This is a genomic window from Synechococcus sp. BS56D, assembly GCF_004332405.1.
Lineage (GTDB): Bacteria > Cyanobacteriota > Cyanobacteriia > PCC-6307 > Cyanobiaceae > Synechococcus_C.
On the sequence record NZ_PHQU01000001.1, the window covers coordinates 181845 to 198275 of the forward strand.

Annotated in this window: 25 protein-coding genes; 14 read left to right on the forward strand and 11 right to left on the reverse strand. The window is 61.7% G+C overall.

All coding sequences use genetic code 11. From position 1 onward, the window contains the following. Position 1: 1 nt before the first annotated feature. Positions 2-2224, reverse strand: a complete 2223-nt coding sequence (gene priA / locus CWE17_RS00945) for a primosomal protein N' (RefSeq protein WP_131454796.1) — start codon at positions 2222-2224, stop codon at positions 2-4. Positions 2225-2580: 356 nt separating this feature from the next. On the opposite strand from priA, the gene rpoD reads away from it, so the two are divergent. Further along, on the forward strand, positions 2581-3951 hold the full coding sequence (gene rpoD, locus CWE17_RS00950; RefSeq protein WP_131454494.1) for an RNA polymerase sigma factor RpoD: 1371 nt from the start codon (positions 2581-2583) through the stop codon (positions 3949-3951). Positions 3952-3983: 32 nt separating this feature from the next. Here rpoD and CWE17_RS00955 read toward each other — a convergent pair whose 3' ends face one another. Next, positions 3984-4478, reverse strand: coding sequence for a DUF6561 domain-containing protein (locus CWE17_RS00955; RefSeq protein WP_131454495.1), 495 nt, complete (start codon positions 4476-4478; stop codon positions 3984-3986). Positions 4479-4601: 123 nt separating this feature from the next. Here CWE17_RS00955 and hemC point away from each other — a divergent pair, with 123 nt between their 5' ends. Together hemC and CWE17_RS00965 are read left to right on the forward strand one after the other, a co-directional pair. Further along, a complete protein-coding gene (gene hemC, locus CWE17_RS00960; protein ID WP_131454496.1) occupies positions 4602-5555 on the forward strand; it encodes a hydroxymethylbilane synthase in 954 nt (317 codons plus the stop codon). 4 nt (positions 5556-5559) lie between these two features. Beyond that, positions 5560-6192, forward strand: a complete 633-nt coding sequence (locus CWE17_RS00965) for a MarC family protein (RefSeq protein WP_131454497.1) — start codon at positions 5560-5562, stop codon at positions 6190-6192. A 3-nt stretch (positions 6193-6195) separates the two neighbouring features. Here the strand turns inward: CWE17_RS00965 and CWE17_RS00970 are convergent, their stop codons facing one another. Together CWE17_RS00970 and CWE17_RS00975 are read right to left on the reverse strand one after the other, a co-directional pair. Then, the gene (locus tag CWE17_RS00970) at positions 6196-6735 is read right to left on the reverse strand and encodes a L,D-transpeptidase (RefSeq protein WP_131454498.1); all 540 of its coding nucleotides are present in this window, start codon (positions 6733-6735) and stop codon (positions 6196-6198) included. 124 nt (positions 6736-6859) lie between these two features. Next, positions 6860-7447: an inorganic diphosphatase gene (locus CWE17_RS00975; RefSeq protein WP_131454499.1), complete on the reverse strand. Its 588-nt coding sequence runs from the start codon at positions 7445-7447 to the stop codon at positions 6860-6862. An 88-nt stretch (positions 7448-7535) separates the two neighbouring features. Here CWE17_RS00975 and CWE17_RS12155 point away from each other — a divergent pair, with 88 nt between their 5' ends. Further along, positions 7536-7691 carry a hypothetical protein gene (locus CWE17_RS12155; protein WP_164498725.1) on the forward strand — a complete coding sequence of 52 codons (156 nt, stop codon included), beginning with the start codon at positions 7536-7538 and terminating at the stop codon, positions 7689-7691. A 14-nt stretch (positions 7692-7705) separates the two neighbouring features. Here CWE17_RS12155 and CWE17_RS00980 read toward each other — a convergent pair whose 3' ends face one another. Together CWE17_RS00980 and CWE17_RS00985 are read right to left on the reverse strand one after the other, a co-directional pair. Next, entirely contained in the window at positions 7706-8176 is a 471-nt protein-coding gene (locus CWE17_RS00980; RefSeq protein ID WP_131454500.1) for a hypothetical protein, read from the reverse strand. Positions 8177-8542: 366 nt separating this feature from the next. After that, the gene (locus CWE17_RS00985) at positions 8543-8734 is read right to left on the reverse strand and encodes a hypothetical protein (RefSeq protein WP_131454501.1); all 192 of its coding nucleotides are present in this window, start codon (positions 8732-8734) and stop codon (positions 8543-8545) included. 156 nt (positions 8735-8890) lie between these two features. Here CWE17_RS00985 and CWE17_RS00990 point away from each other — a divergent pair, with 156 nt between their 5' ends. After that, complete coding sequence (locus CWE17_RS00990) at positions 8891-10126, forward strand: glycosyltransferase family 2 protein (RefSeq protein WP_131454502.1); 1236 nt, start codon at positions 8891-8893, stop codon at positions 10124-10126. Here the strand turns inward: CWE17_RS00990 and CWE17_RS00995 are convergent, their stop codons facing one another. Then, entirely contained in the window at positions 10127-10384 is a 258-nt protein-coding gene (locus tag CWE17_RS00995; RefSeq protein WP_131454503.1) for a hypothetical protein, read from the reverse strand. It abuts the gene before it with no gap. 59 nt (positions 10385-10443) lie between these two features. Further along, a complete protein-coding gene (locus tag CWE17_RS01000) occupies positions 10444-10764 on the reverse strand; it encodes a hypothetical protein (protein ID WP_131454797.1) in 321 nt (106 codons plus the stop codon). Positions 10765-10876: 112 nt separating this feature from the next. On the opposite strand from CWE17_RS01000, the gene CWE17_RS01005 reads away from it, so the two are divergent. From CWE17_RS01005 to CWE17_RS01015, 3 genes are read left to right on the forward strand one after another with little or no spacing between them, the layout of a single operon-like run. Continuing rightward, the gene (locus tag CWE17_RS01005) at positions 10877-11110 is read left to right on the forward strand and encodes a hypothetical protein (protein ID WP_131454798.1); all 234 of its coding nucleotides are present in this window, start codon (positions 10877-10879) and stop codon (positions 11108-11110) included. After that, positions 11110-11436, forward strand: coding sequence for a hypothetical protein (locus tag CWE17_RS01010; RefSeq protein WP_131454504.1), 327 nt, complete (start codon positions 11110-11112; stop codon positions 11434-11436). Before CWE17_RS01005 ends, CWE17_RS01010 begins: the two co-directional genes overlap by 1 nt. After that, on the forward strand, positions 11433-12149 hold the full coding sequence (locus CWE17_RS01015) for a DUF924 family protein (RefSeq protein ID WP_131454505.1): 717 nt from the start codon (positions 11433-11435) through the stop codon (positions 12147-12149). Before CWE17_RS01010 ends, CWE17_RS01015 begins: the two co-directional genes overlap by 4 nt. A 29-nt stretch (positions 12150-12178) precedes the next feature. Here CWE17_RS01015 and CWE17_RS01020 read toward each other — a convergent pair whose 3' ends face one another. Both CWE17_RS01020 and CWE17_RS01025 read right to left on the reverse strand, forming a co-directional pair. After that, a complete protein-coding gene (locus CWE17_RS01020; protein WP_131454506.1) occupies positions 12179-12517 on the reverse strand; it encodes a phenylpyruvate tautomerase MIF-related protein in 339 nt (112 codons plus the stop codon). Between the two features lie 65 nt (positions 12518-12582). After that, a complete protein-coding gene (locus tag CWE17_RS01025; RefSeq protein ID WP_131454507.1) occupies positions 12583-12765 on the reverse strand; it encodes a hypothetical protein in 183 nt (60 codons plus the stop codon). Between the two features lie 44 nt (positions 12766-12809). Here CWE17_RS01025 and CWE17_RS01030 point away from each other — a divergent pair, with 44 nt between their 5' ends. The 4 genes from CWE17_RS01030 (at position 12810) to CWE17_RS01045 (ending at position 14229) form a co-directional block, all read left to right on the forward strand. Then, positions 12810-13061, forward strand: coding sequence for a hypothetical protein (locus CWE17_RS01030; protein ID WP_131454508.1), 252 nt, complete (start codon positions 12810-12812; stop codon positions 13059-13061). A 129-nt stretch (positions 13062-13190) separates the two neighbouring features. Further along, a complete protein-coding gene (locus CWE17_RS01035) occupies positions 13191-13481 on the forward strand; it encodes a hypothetical protein (protein ID WP_131454509.1) in 291 nt (96 codons plus the stop codon). 246 nt (positions 13482-13727) lie between these two features. Next, a complete protein-coding gene (locus CWE17_RS01040) occupies positions 13728-13961 on the forward strand; it encodes a hypothetical protein (RefSeq protein ID WP_131454510.1) in 234 nt (77 codons plus the stop codon). 79 nt (positions 13962-14040) lie between these two features. Then, on the forward strand, positions 14041-14229 hold the full coding sequence (locus CWE17_RS01045; RefSeq protein ID WP_131454511.1) for a hypothetical protein: 189 nt from the start codon (positions 14041-14043) through the stop codon (positions 14227-14229). Between the two features lie 21 nt (positions 14230-14250). Here CWE17_RS01045 and CWE17_RS01050 read toward each other — a convergent pair whose 3' ends face one another. After that, entirely contained in the window at positions 14251-14535 is a 285-nt protein-coding gene (locus CWE17_RS01050) for a DUF427 domain-containing protein (RefSeq protein WP_131454512.1), read from the reverse strand. Between the two features lie 100 nt (positions 14536-14635). On the opposite strand from CWE17_RS01050, the gene CWE17_RS01055 reads away from it, so the two are divergent. Together CWE17_RS01055 and CWE17_RS01060 are read left to right on the forward strand one after the other, a co-directional pair. Continuing rightward, positions 14636-15157, forward strand: coding sequence for a GNAT family N-acetyltransferase (locus CWE17_RS01055; protein WP_206338337.1), 522 nt, complete (start codon positions 14636-14638; stop codon positions 15155-15157). Positions 15158-15578: 421 nt separating this feature from the next. After that, positions 15579-16364, forward strand: a complete 786-nt coding sequence (locus tag CWE17_RS01060; RefSeq protein ID WP_240789181.1) for a sterol desaturase family protein — start codon at positions 15579-15581, stop codon at positions 16362-16364. The last annotated feature ends 67 nt before the right edge of the window (positions 16365-16431 follow it).

Consider the following 16431-nt stretch of genomic DNA (forward strand, 5'->3'; position numbering starts at 1 on the left):
TTCAGAGCTGCAGGGGATCGGGATCAACAGCAAGGGCCACATCCCTAGGCAAGGCATCCCAAAGGGCCGATCCCGGTGGCAGAGGCAGATCAGTTCCGGAAGGACCGTGCAGGAGCAACTGCCAGCGGCTGCGTCCGGCCACCCGGGCCACGGGAGCTGGGGCTGGTCCCAGTAACAGCCAACCCGAGGCCTGACACAGGGGTCGAAGCCGCTCGGCGAGCACGCTGGCAGCCGTGGCCGTGGCCGACGCCGACACACCCGAGAGGCGCAGCAGACAGGCCCGACTGAAAGGCACCAGGGCCGCCTCACGGCGTACGACTTCCTCTTCCTCAAGAAAACGCTCATAGCGTCCATCCACGAGATGTCGGATCACGGGATGATCAGGCGTGTAGGTCTGCACCAACACCTGGCCGGGTCGCTCCCCACGCCCGGCCCGACCGGCGAGCTGAAGGAGCAGCTGGAGCGCCTGCTCACCGGCGCGCAGATCAGGCCGGTGGAGCAAGCCATCGGCAGCCAGAACGGCCGCCAGGGTCACGCGAGGCAGATCCATTCCCTTGGCAAGCATCTGCGTGCCAACCAGCACATCCGCCTCGCCGGCTGCAAAACGCTCCAACAGGCGCCGATGACCGTCACGCCCCCCGGTGGTGTCACGGTCGAAACGCAACAGCCTCAAGCCCTCGAGTTCCTCAGAGAGGCGTTCAAGAACCCTCTGGGTTCCAGCCCCGAAAGGCTTAAACGCCAGGGAGCCGCAGTGACCGCAGGCACTGGTGATCTCAGCGCGATGGTCACACCAGTGGCAGCGCAGCCACTGGCGACCTGGGCGCTGGCCATGGACGGTCAGCGCCACATCACAGTGGGGACATTGCACCACCTCACCACAGCTGCGGCAGCTGAGAAAACTGCTGTAGCCGCGTCGAGGCACCAAGACCACCGCCTGCTCTCCACGCTCCGGCAAGAGCGCCAGTCGATCCATCAGTGGGCGGCTGAGGAGGCGTCGATGGCCATCCTGCAGTTCCTGACGCATATCAATGACATGCACCGGCGGGAGTGGCTGACTGGAGATCCGCCGGCTGAGACGGGCCAGGGCCAGCGGTCCCCGGGGTTCCAGCTGAATCCAGGTTTCGAGGGAGGGGGTGGCGCTACCGAGCAACACCCGTCCCCCCAGTCGACGCACCCGCTCGAGGGCCAGGTCACGGGCGTGATAGCAGGGCATGGGGGACTCCTGCTTGTAGGAGCTGTCGTGCTCCTCATCAAGCACGATCAGGCCCAGAGGATCCAGGGGCAGGAACACGGCCGAACGAGTCCCCACCACCACGAGAGGCGTGGCGGTGTCGAGAGTGCGACGCCAGGCGCTGACGCGTTCCCGATCGCTGCAGCCGCTGTGATACTCCAGAACCGACGAGCCAAAACGGCGGCGACAGCGATCCACCAGTTGAGGAATCAGACCGATCTCCGGCGTGAGGACCAGGGCATGGCGACCAGCTGCGAGCTCGCGGGCCACCAGCTGGAGATACACCTCGGTCTTGCCGGAACCGGTGATCCCCCACAGGAGCATGCCGCCACCGGCGGGCTGCGGAGCAAAGGCTTCAAGCACCCGCTGCTGTTCCTCAGTGAGAACTTGGGGCAACTCGGGATCCAATGGAGCAGCCGGCGGTGTCGCGGCAGCGGTGACAGCTGGAGCCAGGCGCAGCTCGCGACGGGCAGCTCCGCGCCGCTCCAAGGCCTGCATGAGCTGGGAGCCAAAACCTTCCTGCTGCAGCTGACGCTGCCATTCGCCACCCCTCTCGAGCAGCAACGCATGCAGTGCAGCCTGGCGAGGGGGTAAGCCCACGTCAGACAGGGGCAGCGCCTCCACCCACCAGATCCGACGCCCCGCCGAGGAGGGCTGGACCCGCTGGCCAAGCCAGCCCGGAGGCAGAGCCGCCTTCAGCATGCGGAAGGGGCTGGTGTGACAACGGATCGCCATCGCATCCAACCAATCCCTCCAGGCGGGATCGACGGCAGCGGGCTGAAGCAGCGCTTGCACCGCCTGAAGGGACTCGCCGAGATCGGCATCGGTCGAGGTTGCAAGACGGCGGGCAATCACCAGCCCCTGCATCGAGCGACCGCGAAGGGGAACACGCACCAGATCACCAGGCGCAACCCCTAGCCCAAGGGAGTCGGCGTAGGTGAACGAGCGACCATCACGCCCCGCCTCGAGCCAGACATCCACCACCTCCACCATCAGCACGGCCAGCAGGTGCGGCCTGCAGGGTAGGGGTTGCAGGGGCTACAGGTTTTTCTTAAGATAGGGAGGTTGGACAGCAATAAGCTGTCGTCGGAACCGTGCAGAGTTCCGTCCAGAGGGAAGACACGAAGCTCGAGCCAGGAGTTCTCCTCCACTACGGCCGACCGGTCTGCGAAAGCCCCTGACAGCCCTGCCTTGGTCCCGATCCTGTTATCACCTTGTCGATTTCTGTTCAGCTTCGCACCTGTCACGCAAAGACCGGCGCGCACTGAAACAGATCGCTGTCAGTGAGTGTGTCGCGTCCACACTCATGTTGTGACGTTCCTGTAGTCCGCCTCGATTCCCCATCTGCCATGAGCCCTGCTGCGACCAAAACTGCTGCGGCCAAATCGGCAAAAGCCGCTGCCGAAAAGAAGCCCGCCATCGTGATGCTGGCTAACGCCAGCGGCAAGGCGAAGGACGTGAAACCCGCGGCCAAGGCGACAACCAAGGCCAAGAGCACTGCTGCGAAGAGCACGGCGACCAAGGCCAAGAGCACTGCTGCGAAGAGCACGGCGGCCAAGTCCACAACCAAGGCGAAAAGCAGCAGCAGCAAATCTGCGGCTGCCGCCGCAGGCAACAATCTCGATGCCGCTGCTGATGCACTCCTGGCCGCGGCCGGCGCTGCCCCTTCAGCCAAGGCTGATGCCAAGGCCGGCAGTGATGCAGCCGAGGCATCCGCCGCAAAAGATGCCAAGGCCAAGGCCTTGGCCAGCATCAAGATTGGCCCCAAAGGGGTCTACACCGAAGACTCAATCCGGGTTTACCTCCAGGAGATCGGCCGCATCCGCCTGCTCCGTCCGGATGAGGAAATCGAGCTGGCCCGGAAAATTGCCGACCTGTTGCTGCTTGAGGAGCTGGCAGCTCAATTTGAGAGTGACAACGGTCGCCTGCCTGACACCAAGGAATGGGCAGCCCTGGTGGAGATGCCGCTGATCAAGTTCCGCCGCCGGCTGATGCTTGGCCGACGGGCCAAAGAAAAGATGGTGCAGTCCAACCTGCGCTTGGTGGTGTCGATTGCCAAGAAATACATGAACCGGGGCCTCAGCTTCCAGGACCTGATTCAGGAGGGAAGCCTGGGTTTGATCCGGGCCGCTGAAAAATTCGATCACGAGAAGGGCTACAAGTTCTCCACCTACGCCACCTGGTGGATTCGTCAGGCGATCACCCGCGCCATCGCCGACCAGAGCCGCACCATCCGGCTTCCGGTGCACCTCTACGAGACCATCTCACGCATCAAGAAAACCACCAAGGTGCTCAGCCAGGAATTCGGTCGCAAGCCGACCGAAGAAGAGATTGCTGAATCCATGGAGATGACGATCGAGAAACTGCGCTTCATCGCCAAGAGTGCTCAGCTTCCGATCTCTCTGGAAACCCCAATCGGCAAGGAGGAGGATTCCCGTCTGGGCGACTTCATCGAAGCCGACATTGAGAACCCCGAACAGGATGTGGCCAAGAACCTGCTCCGGGAAGACCTGGAGGGTGTGCTGGCCACCCTCAGCCCACGGGAGCGAGATGTTCTGCGTCTTCGCTATGGCCTCGATGACGGTCGCATGAAGACCCTTGAGGAGATCGGACAGATCTTCGATGTCACCCGGGAACGCATCCGCCAGATCGAAGCCAAGGCCCTGCGCAAACTGCGCCACCCCAACCGCAACGGCGTGCTCAAGGAATACATCAAGTAAGCGAGCAACGCGTCGGGGGCTGCGGCGACGCTTCAGCCCTCGATGCTCTCTGTGAATTCCTGAAAAGCACGCTTGAGCCGCTCCACTGGGGTCTCGGCCGGAGGGCACTCCTGGTTGGTGCGGATGGTGTAGGCCTGAATCAAACGAGGCTCAGGCTCAAGAATCGACGCGATCGCTCCCTTGAACAACACCAGATTCTTCTGAGCCGTGAGGCCATCGAGAAACGGTGCGAGAACCCAACCGCAACCGGCCTGGGTGCCATTGGCTGCGGTCTTCGCCTCCACCAGCAGGGGCCTCAGGAGCTGGTAGGCCCTCTCACCATCACCGTCGCTGGTCTGGCGAAGGCGGGCCATCACCAGCTGACCACTGGTGAGCAGGAGCAATCGGATCGTTCCCTCCGCCAGCACCGGAAGGAAGGCCTGGGCTTCCCCGGCACCTGATGGGACTGCCGAGGAACGTGCTGCTGGAGCTCCAGGCTCGGTGGAGCCAGCGTCATGACGCACTCCGTTGACCACGGGTCCCGGCATTACAGCGGATCAACTGTCTCGAATCGTAAAGCTGCCGCTGGCCACTGGTGCTTCATGCGTTGTCAAACAGCGGCCTAAATGGAGGGCCGACTGCGTAGTCTTAGCGGCTGCAATCCTTTATCCATGGCCCTCGAGCACCTGCGCATCGCCTCCCGCCGCAGCCAGCTGGCCATGGTGCAGACCAATTGGGTGAAGGCGGAGCTTGAGAAAGCCCACCCTGGTCTGGCGATCTCCGTGGAAGCCATGGCCACCCAGGGCGACAAGATCCTGGATGTCGCCCTGGCCAAGATTGGCGACAAGGGTCTGTTCACGAAGGAGCTAGAAGCTCAGATGCTGGTGGGGCGCGCCGAGATCGCCGTGCACTCACTCAAGGATCTACCCACCAACCTGCCGGAAGGCCTGATGCTGGGCTGCATCACTGAACGGGAGGATCCCGCCGACGCCTTGGTGGTGAACGCCAAAAATGCCGACTACAAGCTGGAGACCTTGCCGGAGGGATCCGTGGTGGGCACCAGCTCCCTTCGCCGCCTGGCTCAACTGCGCCATCACTACCCGCACCTTGAGTTCAAGGATGTGCGCGGCAACGTGATCACCCGTCTGGAAAAACTGGATGCCGGCGACTACGACTGCCTCATCCTTGCTGCAGCTGGCCTCAGCCGGCTCGGCTTCGGGGATCGCATTCACCAGATCATCCCCAGCGCCATCTCCCTTCATGCCGTTGGCCAAGGCGCCCTTGGGATCGAATGCGTGGAAGGCAAGCCGGAGGTGCTGGAGCTGATCAAGGTGCTGGAACACGGTCCAACCGCCTCCCGCTGTCTGGCGGAGCGAGCTTTTCTGCGTGAACTCGAAGGCGGCTGTCAGGTGCCGATTGGCGTGAACACCTGCATCGAGGGTGACGAGCTGATCCTCACCGGCATGGTGGCCAGCCTTGATGGCCTACGCCTGATCCGTGATGAGCGTCGCGGAGCGGTGAGCAGCGCCGAGGACATTGGCAAAGGTCTTGCCGACGACTTGAAATCCCGCGGCGCAGGAGAGATCCTGAAAGAGATTTTTGCTTCGGTGCGTCCCGAAGCCTGACTTGATGTCTCTGCTGCACACAGCGGTCGGAATTTTCACCATCTCCAATCCGATCGGCAACCTGCCGATCTACCTGTCCTTCACGGATGGGAATAAGCGCAAAGACCGGGCCATTGCACGCAGCAGTGCCGTCACCTTCCTGATCGCCCTACTGCTGGCCACCTGGCTGGGGAATGACCTGCTGGGCTTTTTTGGAATCAGCAGACCGGCCTTTCAGGTAGCCGGCGGCCTGATCGTTGTGCTGATCGGCCTCTCAATGCTGCGGTCCGAGCCATCCAAAGTGCACCACGACCCCGCCTCGGTGGAACGCGACCAAGACTCCGCCGTCAAGGGAATCGTGCCCTTGGGCATCCCTCTGCTGGCGGGCCCTGGCACCCTCACCGTGGTGATCGCTGACCCTGCGGCCGCGAGCATGGGCGGCAAGCTGGGCCTAAGCCTGGTGGTGCTGCTGCTCACCGTGGTGGTGTATTTGATCTTCGACGCCGGCGAGATGCTGTCTTCAAAGATCAGCAGTTCAGCGCTGCAGGTGCTCACCAAGATCATGGGTCTGCTGCTTACGGCGATCGCCGTGCAGATGCTGTTCAGCGGCCTGAGCTCCGGCTTCCCGGTGCTTCTTCAGCATGGCGTGAGCAGTTGATGCTCAGCGCGTGATCACCACCGGCGTTCCAACATCGACCAGGTCATAGAGCTGCTGCACGTGAGCGTTGAGCATGCGAACGCAGCCATTGGAGACCGCGGCGCGGATCTTCACCCAATGGGGCCAGGGGGTGCCATGGATTCCGAACTGATTCGGGCCATGTTGGAGAAAACCGATCCAGCGGTGGCCGAGGGGGCTGGCAGGTCCAGTGACGGGATTCACCTTGCCTGACTTGGTGCTCTGATACTGGGGATTGACCCGCTTGTTTTCCACCTGGAAGACCCCAGCCGGCGTTGGCGTTTTCGGGTCACCAATCGCCACGGGCCAGGGGCCGAGGCGCTCACCGTTGCGGATCACGCTGATGCGCCGCGTCCGCAGATCCAGCTCAATCCGGGTGGTGGGAGCTGCCGGCAACACGGCGAGGGGGCCAGGCCCGAGCTGGGGCGCTGCGACCGCGGCAGCAGCCGAGCACACCGGAAGGGCCAGCCCCAGCAGGGCACCGAGCACGACCGGTCGAGGAAGAGGCACAGAGCGGGTAGACATTGAATCGTTGAGACCCTTTGGTCTCAACGTAAACATCGCTCAGAGAAAAAGCAGCCCTTCCGCGAAGCCAATAAAAAAGGCGGGGTCTCCCCCGCCCTCAACAGCGCCACGGAACGCTTCAGGCTCAGTCGACCAACTTGGGATCGATCTCGGCCATGTAACGAGCCTCGCAGCTCTTGATGATCTCCACGGCCTTCTCGGTACCGAAAAAGCCATTAACCCTGCAGGTGCCAGGCTTCTTGAGATCCTTGTAATGCTCCCAGTAGTAGGTGGTTTCCTTCTTCCAGTGCTCGCCGAGATCCTCGAAGCTCTTGATGTGATCCATGCGCTTGTCATCGGCCAGCACGGCGATCACCTTGTCGTCCACCTCACCGCCATCATCAAAGGTCATGATGCCGATGATGCGAGCTTCCACCACGGATCCAGGGATCAGAGGCTCGGTCACGTTGACGATCTCAATATCGAGGGGATCGCCGTCCTCGTCCCAGGTACGGGGAATGCAGCCGTAGGCGAAGGGGTAGGCCAGGGAGGAGTAGCCGACACGGTCCAGCTTCAGATGACCGGTCTCAGTGATCAGCTCATACTTGTTGATCGTGTTGGAGTTGAGCTCCACGATCGTGTTCAGGCGGAGCTCCGCCTCATCGGCGAAGGCCGGCAGCACATGCAGCAGGTTGGGCATGCTGCGGCTCGGGGCCTGGTCAAGGTTGGCCATGGGCAGGGAGGATCGGCGCGGCGCATCCTACGAACCACAGATCGCATCGTCCTCCCCCTAGGGTCGTCGGGCGATCAAAGCTGCTTCCATGGTCGAGATGTATCTCGCCGCGCGACTCCACAACAGGATCAGCACAGACGAATACAGGGCCGTTCTGCTGCAGCAGAACCTTGACGAACAGGAGCAGAAGCTCAAGACCACCCTGTTGCGCCTGGTGGAAACGGGCAGCGTGCGCCTGGTCTGAACCCCACTCGGATTTCAGTTCAGCACTTGCAGCCGGCTGAGCCCAGTCTTGTTGATCCAGCGAGCCACAGCCTCTGTATCGGCCCGACTTGGCAGGCAGATACAACCACTTCCCGGCAGGCAAGTGTGAATCCCAAGGGCGCTGCGGGTCGTGGAGAAGCGAGGGTTGAGGTCAATCCACCAGGAGCCTTCCCAACGCTCAGGCTGCCCCACGTTGTAGGTGCCCACCGGGAGAGGTGCTCCATTGCCGGGAGACCAACGCCGGTCGGATGTCTGAGCCTGGCGAGTGCCACTCACCGCTGTCCAACTCGCCAGGGTCTGACCTGCCCGACGCACCTGCAGAAGCCAGCGTCGATGCCCTGAGGGGAGAGCCCCCTTGGAGCGTTGAAACACCAGTGTGTAACCGCTGGCTTCAGCTGCCGGACCGGGCGGCAACGAGGACACGCTCAAAAGGATGGACAGCACCACCAGGGAACGCCAAGGCATGGAGCGATGCAGCGCGCAGTCGACTGCACCATGCTGGCGAATCTCCAGGCGTCTGGGGCGGAATCAGTCGCTGGCGGAATCAGTTGGTGCTGAGTTCAAATCACCACCATCGGCAGAAGAGCGAATTCTCAATTCAAAGCCTCCCTCTCGCTCGAGATATTCCCCAAGTGCATCCTTGATCAAGGAGAGCATTGTTCGATCTCTCTGCAGTGCTAAAAGCCTGAGGGCTTTGTGCTGCCGATCATCAAGAGTCAGCGTGAGCCGAGGCATTCAGACTGATTGAAACCATCACCATAACGGCCCAAAGAAATGCACAATGATGCACATGCACTCATGCACCAAGGAATTCATGCAGCGCATCAATGATCAAGCAGAACGCCGCACTTCGCGGATCACGGCATCAATGCATTGGGGACGGTTGCGGATATATGCGTTGAACTCAATCGCCAGCAAACGAGCCTCAAAGGCATCACTGGCATAAAAGCAGGTTTCCAATTTATGGCCGTCAAAGTTTTTGTAGCGAACCGTGTAGGGGTCGAGCGTGGAAAGACAACGCATGGCCATGCCTCATGTGCAACTTCATCATTGCTCAATCATGAGCACAACCGCCAACACCTGGTCTTGGACTGCTGCTAACCCAAGGTTAGGAAATCAGAAGCAAGCAGCTAGGCAAAGGACGATGCAGCAGGATTCTTGAGGTTTGACGCCTCAGCAATGGACGCCAGCTGGCTGATCACCGCATTCTTTTTGATCTCGGCCTCGGCCGCCGCACTGGGGCTGGTGACGTTACTGATTGGCCTGCAGCGCACTTTTGCAACGGCACCGGAACTGGATGCCGAATCCACGGATTACGGCGGCGATCCGATCGACACCAGCCTCACAGTGGTGATTCCGGCTTTCAACGAAGCCGCCAACATTGAAGCCTGCCTGAGAACTGTGCTGACCAGCGCGTCTCCCTGCCAACAGTGGAAGGTTCTGGTCGTGGATGATGAGTCGAGCGATGCAACCCTGGCGATCGCCAGGGCAGAAATGAGCCAACTCGAGTGCAAGAGCTCGGGCGAAAACCCTGAAGGCCAGGTGATCGCAGCGGGCCCGCGGCCAGAAGGCGAGCGCTGGGTGGGCAAGAACTGGGCCTGCAGCCAGGCGATGCATGAGGTCTCCAGTGGCTGGGTGCTGTTCATCGATGCCGATGTGCGCCTAGCCCCTGACGCCATCCGCCGCGCCCTGCATCAGGCGATCAGAGAGGAGGCGGATTTGTTCAGCCTTGCGCCCCGCCTGGTCTGCAGCTGCCTGGCGGAGTGGATGGTCCAGCCCATCATGGCCAGCCTGCTGGGCCTGGGGTTTCCGATTCAAGAAACCAATGAACCCGACTCCAGCGTGGCCTTTGCCGCCGGGCCCTTCATGCTCTTCCGACGGGAGGCCTATGAGGCGATCGGAGGCCACCGTGCCCTTGCCGCAGAAGTGGTGGAAGACCTGGCACTCGCCCGCCGCATCAAGCATGGGGGCTATCGGCTGCGTTACCGCCTGGGGCTTGATGCCGTGGAGCTGCACATGTATTCCAGCTTCAGCGCCCTCTGGGAGGGGTGGAGCAAAAACTGGTTTCTTGGCCTCGATGGAAGCATCCTCAAAGCCCTCAGTGCCGGCGGTGTGGTTCTGCTGATGTTCAGCACGCCCTGGCTGGTGGTTCCGGGCGCCCTGGTGATGGATCGACTCCTGCCGGCTGGCCCTCTACAGACCTGTTGGCAGGCCATCACCGTTGTGGGCCTGGTGGGTATCGGCCTGCAGCTGGGGTTGAGGCTCTGGAGCCTGAAGAGATTCGCCCTACCGCTGAAGCATTGGTGGCTGATGGGCGCCGGCGGTCTGATCGTGGCCGGCTTGGCACCGACATCGGTCTGGCGCAGCCTCACCGGTCAGGGGTGGACCTGGAAGGGGCGATCCCTCAGCTCATGATCAGGGCTGGATCGCTTGAGCCTGGATCGCATCCACGGTGTGCTGGAGCTGGGCGATGTCATGGAGACCGTTGACGTCGAACCAAGGCGCCGTGGCCCAGTCGAACCCCTCACCAAACGTGTTGTCAGGCGCGACCACATACCAGTGGCAATCGGCATCCGGCACATCCACAGCGCAATGGGACCAGTCGTTGCTCCACTGGGGCACCTGCACCCAAAGCACCGCGGCCATCAGCACGCCAAACAGACTGCGGAGCATGGGTCCAACCATGAGACAGGCGGAGCCTAACGGGTCTTCTGGTCGATCCGAACCGGAGCTCAGGCCCAGGGTTCGCAGCGGTAGGTCTCAACCCCACCACGCCGCTGGCGGAACTCAGGATGATCGGGGTCCTCGGCCCTCCACCACCAGCGACCATCGGTGTAACTGGGGGCACCGGCGTTGTTGGTGCGGGGTAGCTGCAGGGTGACGCCCCGCCAATGAATGAGAACGCCATCACCAGGCAAGGTGCCCGCAGCCGTGTTGGGAATCGAGTCGGCCAGAGCCCCCATGGCCTCCCGGCCCAGATCAATCGTCTCAACACTGAGCCGATCGCCCTCGCAGATCCAGTCGGCGGACACCGGGCTCGGAATCGCCAGCATCAGTAGCAGGGTGAGCGCAAGCGTCAACACGGCGCAACAGCAGCGATTCAGCAGGGAGCAATCCACAGCGTGCTCAAGGGCGCGACAGAGTGACAGTGTGGCCTTTCCAGCAATGCTCCCCTTCAGTCCGTTTTGTCCGATCAGTGCAGCGAAGATCGCCGGCCTGAAGGCCACGGTGATGCTGCTGCTCGTGCTTCTGATCAAGTCGAAACTGCTGCGCGTGAAGATGTCACTGCTCGGCTCCCTGCTCGGCCTGTTCATGCTCACCGGATTTCTGCTGAGCACGGGCCTGCTCACCCTGATCGCCGGTGGCGCCGTGGCCTACGCCGCAACTCGCAGCAAGTGATGAACGACTCCTCCAACCAGGCAACAGCCTCTCCAAGCCGCGAACAGATCCTGGCCGCCTCCTCCGGTTGGGTGGCCGCTCTGCTCAACGTGATTCCTGGCCTTGGAGCCGGCTATCTCTACCAACGACGCTGGAAGGCCTATTGGATCACCTCGATCCTGGCCAGCACTTGGTTCATTGCCGGAGCCGTTCTGGGCCAAAACGCTGAGGCCAGTGCTGAGGCTCAGAACCAGCTTGTGGGCCTGATCGGCCTGGTGCTGCTCGCAGCGATCACGGCGACTGAAGCGGGGCTGGCCGTGAAGCGGGTGCGTCGCAACCAGGGGTGAACAACCAGCAGGCCGCTGCCGCTGTGCTTCGGTTCTGGTTTGAAGACTGCCGGCCCCGTCAGTGGTTCCAACAAAGCGATGCCTTTGATGGGGAGGTTCGCAGCCGCTTTGGCCCCCTGACCATGGAGGCCCTTGCCGGCCAACTGACGGCATGGGGAGAGGAGCCGGACAGCGGGCTTGCCTTGGTGCTGCTGTTGGATCAGTTCAGTCGACAGCTGTATCGGGATCAGCCCGAGGCCTTCAGTGGCGATGCAGCGGCCCTGGCCTTGAGCCGTCAGGCGCTGACCTGCGGCTGGTTGTCAGACGAAGCATCCCGCCCGCGACGACAGTTCTGGTTGATGCCCTTTCTGCACAGCGAAACCCTCGCTGACCTGGAGGAGGGGATTCCGTTGCTCGAGCGCTTCAGCGATCCTGCAACTGCCGCCGTGGCGCGAAAGAACAGGGAGCTTCTCCTGCGTTTCGGCCGGTACCCCCATCGCAATGCAGCCCTGGGGCGACTCTCCACGGCAGATGAGGAGAGCTATCTGCTGACGCGTCACTTGCCCCAGTGCGACTGCTGCGGCAAGGCAGGCCCCCTCCACTACCGCGTGCGCAGCGATGCACGGCCTGAGTGGCGACTCACCTGCCCTGAATGCTGGGAACCAATCAGCCGACAGCCCGGCTACCGCTACGGCGGCACCCGCAAGGCCAACCGCCGTCAACGCAAACGTTGAGGACAGGCGTTGAACACAGGCATCGGAATTCAACCGAAGGTTGAACCATTCCAGCCCCAGCAGCTGGCTTGCACATCGTCAAAGCCGATGTAGATGCGATTGGCGGGAATACCCGTGCGGCTCTGGATGAGCTCACAAAATGCGGCGGTCATCGCCGGCGGCCGCAGGGCACCGATCGACTTGACCTCCACATAGGCACAGGGGTCAGCGCTACCGGCGAAGGTCATGGGCACGCCGGTCTCCAGCAGGGTCATCACATAAGCCTCCGGCTTGCCGGTCTGCTCGGCCAGCGCCGTCGACAGCTCCTGCAACAGCGCCGAGCCGTCTTTGACGGCAGGCAACGAAGTGCGCACGTTGATCAAAGGCATGACAGGGGAGCAGCGATGGGGGAGATGCTGCCACGATTCAGGCTGGAAGCTTCAGGCTGGAAGCTTCAGGCCTCTCGCCGGAAGATGCGCTCCAACTCAGCGCGGAACTCACGGCTGCTCATCGGCTCACCCGCACGGCGGCGACGGTTGCGCTGCAACAGGGAGGCGATCCACCACACCTGCAGGGCCGCGAAACAAGCACCAAACAACAGGAGACTGATGGTGGGCGTATCGAGAGCGGTGAGCATCGGTGCGTTGTCTCTAGGGTGCCGATCAGGCCTGAATCATCGCGATGACTGCTCCTGAGGTGCGTCAGCAGGACAAAGACGAATGGAGAGACTTCATCCTGCGCGAGCTGGTGAGTTTTCTCTCAGCTCGTAAAGAGGAGATCTACAGCAATTACGCCCAGCGCAGCCAGGGGCAATTACCCCTGGAGACGATCGAAGCCGCCGGGCTGATGGATTTCGAACTGGCGGTCACCTTTCTGCAGGACAAACGCTCCGGCCTGGGCCGCGGTTTCCTTGGCATGAACCTGATCCCCTGAGTTCAGGCCGCTCCCAATCAGACAGCGCCAAGTCAGCCAGCACCAAAGAGTGCGCATGAATACTGATTGCCGCGGATCGCGCCGCGATCAACAGTGTTGATGAGCTTGATCGCAGCAAGGAGGTTGTCGATGACGCGCACCCAGCTGAAATCACCGGCTTCGATGCCGGCAGCAACTGGCAGCGAGGAATGCCGGCTTCGCAATGACCGTCAGTCGTACTTCCAGATGGTGCAGGGGTTGGTGGAAGCGCAGTTTGTGCTCGCGGATCAGGAGCTGGCCCACCGGCTCTGGCAGGAAGTCGCCGATCGCGACATGGACACCGGCCGGATCATCCATCTGATGTATGGCTGCTGGTTCCACGAAAACCTCGAAGAGATGCGAGAACTGGACGACGCTTATCTGAAACTGGAGCTGTGCTGAATCACCCAACCGATGGTCTTCCAACCCAGTGATCCCCGCTTCTGGAAGGCCATCGTTGGCGTGATCTCCCTGGTGGTGGGTTGCGGCCTGGCTTGGCTGGTGCTGCAGATGTGAAGGGCAATGCTTGGGGAGGAAGACTGTTCAGCAGCAGGAAGGCTGTTCAGCAGCAGAAAGACTGCGATCTCGAGCGGTTGTTGCAACAGACCGCTCATCGGTGCCAGAACGAAACAGCGTCTGAACGCTTCCATGACAATCACCGCCGCGCCAAGCACCAGGGCCCCGGAAGACACCCTGATCGATGCTCTGCGGGGGTGTCGGCACCAGGAGGCACTGCTGGACCTTCGCGATCACCTGCTGCAGAACCCCAGCAACCCTCCGTTATTTGATTGGATCTGCCAATTGTTGGTGGCACGCCGCATTTCAAGGGGTCTGGCCGCCCGCCTGCTCAGCCAGTTGCACTCGGCGGTGCTGGAACGCTGAAAAACGAGCCGCACTGTCGCCATCGCGACGACCGGACTGGTGCAAGGGACCAAGCATGGCTGGCAAATGCCTTATCCCCATGACCACCGAACAGGCGATCGAACTGATCGAAGGCGCTGTGGATTACAGCCGACAACGCAGCAGGGTGCTCACCAGCCGCGATCGACTGGCTGATGCTGAGGCGGTTCACCAGGAATTCGAGGAGTGGCTCCACCCCAAAGGCGAGACCCTGCCTCTGATGCCCTGCCCGTTACCGGAGGGCAAGTGAAGGCCTCCAGGAACGGTCGCGTCAGCTGACCTCCACCCCTTTGCCGCGATAAAACGCGAACCGCTCACGGATCGATTCGGCGTCGGGCTTGGGGGTGTCGTAGGCCCAAACAACATTGGCGACCGATTGGTCTCCGACCACCACATCCCAGTAGCGGGCGGTTCCTTTCCAGCCACAGACCGTTGTGAGACTGGATTCCCGGAAGTACTCCTCACGCATGGAGGAGCGGGGGAAATAGGGGTTCCCATCAACCATGACGATGTCATCGCTCTCGGCGATCACGGTTCCGTTGAAGATCGCCTTCATCAAAAAGTCGCTCCATGGCAGCCGGTGCAGCGTAGGGCTGGAGCACGGATGGCCGCCGCACGGGAGCCATCGCTAGACAAGGTCGAAAGACGTCAGACCCTTGGACTCCCGGTCATCGTCGGATCGAGCTTTGATCGAGGAGATACGCACTCTTCACCTTGAGGCGTTCTCCCGGGAACCGCTCTATGGCCCCGACGAAGCGCGCAGCATTGCCGACCTGGCGGAGACGTTGATCCAAGAAGGACGCCCCAGCTTCACACTGGAACGGGACGGGGCCGTGGTGGCCCATGCCTGCTACACCCCGCTCACACTGATTGCAGCGCCCCAGCTCAAGACGTTTGTGATGGCACCGCTGGCCGTGCTCCCCGCTTGGCAGCGCCAGGGGCTCGCGAGCGAATTGATGAACCGAGCGGAAGAGGCCCTGGAAGCCGATGCGATGTTCGTGCTGGGCAATCCCCTGCACTACGCCCGGCGCTTTTCCACACCCCACCAGGTGAGCACCCCCCAACCCACGGAGCATGGTGACTGCTGGTTTGCCCGTGCGCTGACGCCTGGTGTGCTGAAGGGCGTGCGGAGCGGTTCACGCATCGAAGGCGCCCTGAACAATCCGGAGCTTTGGTGAGTGCTGGCGTGCAACCGAACAACCTGACCGAACCCGGGCCGATTGGATCTGTGCGATGGTGGAGATGTGAAACGAGCACCTAAAGACGCTCGTACGCCAAGTGAGCCTGAATATTCATTCCATTCAGCGCGATCCAGATACCGCCTAACAGGTGAACCACGATGAAACAACACACCGCTCCCAGGCGCGGCCCTAAGCCGTTGCCTGCGCATGAATCCGCGAGCCGCCCATCAAGCGGTCCCCGTCAGAAACGACAGCAAACCCAACAGCGCATCAGCAACGGTCAACTGATCAGCTGGGATGAACTGTTGGGGCAGCGCTGAGGCGCTGCTGCTCTGCCGCAAAGACGGGGCAAAAGCCCGCTGAGCATCAATCAAACCAAGTCAATATCTACCTTTCAGGCAACTGATCGCGAAGTATCATGCAGCCTGGCGGCGTCAATTTTGTTCTGCAGTTGAGCGATGCCTTTGGCAAGTCTTTGTGGATCGACACCGCCGCCTTATTTGCAACGATCAATCTTCGCACTCTCCTTGCAGCAGCTCTGCTTCGCTGGCCTCTACGCCAACCGAGTCCACCGCTGAATACTGATGTCAAAGGAGATACAAGGCTGGGCATTCTCTCCACAGCCGTTTTTGCTGTTGTCCTGGCAGGTGCGATCAAACTCCATGCCATGGGCCTGACCAGGATTTATCTGGATCCAGGGGAGCATGGCTGGCTCTACATCCCGATCAGCTATCTGATTGTTCTGCTTGTGCAGGACACGGTGTTCTATTTCGTGCATCGACTCTTTCATCAGCCGACGCTGTATGGGTGGACGCATCGAGGCCACCATCGCTCCAAGCAGCCATCGCCCTGGACCTCCTTTGCGCTGGACCCGATCGAATCGCTCGTGCATTCCCTGCTGCTGGTGATCGTGGTGGTGCTGGTGCCGCTCCATCTCGCCACTGTTCTGGCCGTGCTCACCACCATGACCGCCTGGGCCATGGTGAATCACCTGAGCCCTGAGGTGCTGCCGCGGCGGTTTCCGCATCACTGGCTGGGCGCCTGGATCATTGGACCAGCGCACCATTCGATCCACCACAAACATCAGAACAGGCATTACGGCCTCTACTTCACGCTGTGGGATCACCTGATGAACACCCAGGACCGGCGCTACCGCAGCAAGATCCGGGCGATGGCTGGGCGCTCCATGGGCACGCCGTTCTGACTTTCGGCGCTTCCGCCCCTGGAGGCAATGCGCCTTAACACCGATTGCCCTGGTCGCCGGGAACACC

Excerpts from the sequence above, each read along its gene's own strand:
- CWE17_RS12155 (WP_164498725.1), top strand. The coding sequence starts at position 7,536 with ATGGTCGAGATGTATCTCGCCGCGCGACTCCACAACAGGATCAGCACA.
- CWE17_RS00955 (WP_131454495.1), bottom strand. The coding sequence starts at position 4,478 with ATGCCGGGACCCGTGGTCAACGGAGTGCGTCATGACGCTGGCTCCACC.
- CWE17_RS01005 (WP_131454798.1), top strand. The coding sequence starts at position 10,877 with ATGCTCCCCTTCAGTCCGTTTTGTCCGATCAGTGCAGCGAAGATCGCC.
- CWE17_RS01000 (WP_131454797.1), bottom strand. The coding sequence starts at position 10,764 with ATGCTGGCGATTCCGAGCCCGGTGTCCGCCGACTGGATCTGCGAGGGC.
- hemC (WP_131454496.1), top strand. The coding sequence starts at position 4,602 with ATGGCCCTCGAGCACCTGCGCATCGCCTCCCGCCGCAGCCAGCTGGCC.
- CWE17_RS00995 (WP_131454503.1), bottom strand. The coding sequence starts at position 10,384 with ATGCTCCGCAGTCTGTTTGGCGTGCTGATGGCCGCGGTGCTTTGGGTG.
- priA (WP_131454796.1), bottom strand. The coding sequence starts at position 2,224 with ATGGTGGAGGTGGTGGATGTCTGGCTCGAGGCGGGGCGTGATGGTCGC.
- rpoD (WP_131454494.1), top strand. The coding sequence starts at position 2,581 with ATGAGCCCTGCTGCGACCAAAACTGCTGCGGCCAAATCGGCAAAAGCC.
- CWE17_RS00980 (WP_131454500.1), bottom strand. The coding sequence starts at position 8,176 with ATGCCTTGGCGTTCCCTGGTGGTGCTGTCCATCCTTTTGAGCGTGTCC.
- CWE17_RS01035 (WP_131454509.1), top strand. The coding sequence starts at position 13,191 with ATGACGCGCACCCAGCTGAAATCACCGGCTTCGATGCCGGCAGCAACT.
- CWE17_RS01050 (WP_131454512.1), bottom strand. The coding sequence starts at position 14,535 with ATGAAGGCGATCTTCAACGGAACCGTGATCGCCGAGAGCGATGACATC.
- CWE17_RS01025 (WP_131454507.1), bottom strand. The coding sequence starts at position 12,765 with ATGCTCACCGCTCTCGATACGCCCACCATCAGTCTCCTGTTGTTTGGT.
- CWE17_RS01030 (WP_131454508.1), top strand. The coding sequence starts at position 12,810 with ATGACTGCTCCTGAGGTGCGTCAGCAGGACAAAGACGAATGGAGAGAC.
- CWE17_RS01040 (WP_131454510.1), top strand. The coding sequence starts at position 13,728 with ATGACAATCACCGCCGCGCCAAGCACCAGGGCCCCGGAAGACACCCTG.
- CWE17_RS01010 (WP_131454504.1), top strand. The coding sequence starts at position 11,110 with ATGAACGACTCCTCCAACCAGGCAACAGCCTCTCCAAGCCGCGAACAG.
- CWE17_RS00965 (WP_131454497.1), top strand. The coding sequence starts at position 5,560 with ATGTCTCTGCTGCACACAGCGGTCGGAATTTTCACCATCTCCAATCCG.
- CWE17_RS00990 (WP_131454502.1), top strand. The coding sequence starts at position 8,891 with ATGGACGCCAGCTGGCTGATCACCGCATTCTTTTTGATCTCGGCCTCG.
- CWE17_RS01060 (WP_240789181.1), top strand. The coding sequence starts at position 15,579 with ATGCAGCCTGGCGGCGTCAATTTTGTTCTGCAGTTGAGCGATGCCTTT.
- CWE17_RS01020 (WP_131454506.1), bottom strand. The coding sequence starts at position 12,517 with ATGCCTTTGATCAACGTGCGCACTTCGTTGCCTGCCGTCAAAGACGGC.
- CWE17_RS00975 (WP_131454499.1), bottom strand. The coding sequence starts at position 7,447 with ATGGCCAACCTTGACCAGGCCCCGAGCCGCAGCATGCCCAACCTGCTG.
- CWE17_RS00985 (WP_131454501.1), bottom strand. The coding sequence starts at position 8,734 with ATGCGTTGTCTTTCCACGCTCGACCCCTACACGGTTCGCTACAAAAAC.
- CWE17_RS00970 (WP_131454498.1), bottom strand. The coding sequence starts at position 6,735 with ATGTCTACCCGCTCTGTGCCTCTTCCTCGACCGGTCGTGCTCGGTGCC.
- CWE17_RS01045 (WP_131454511.1), top strand. The coding sequence starts at position 14,041 with ATGACCACCGAACAGGCGATCGAACTGATCGAAGGCGCTGTGGATTAC.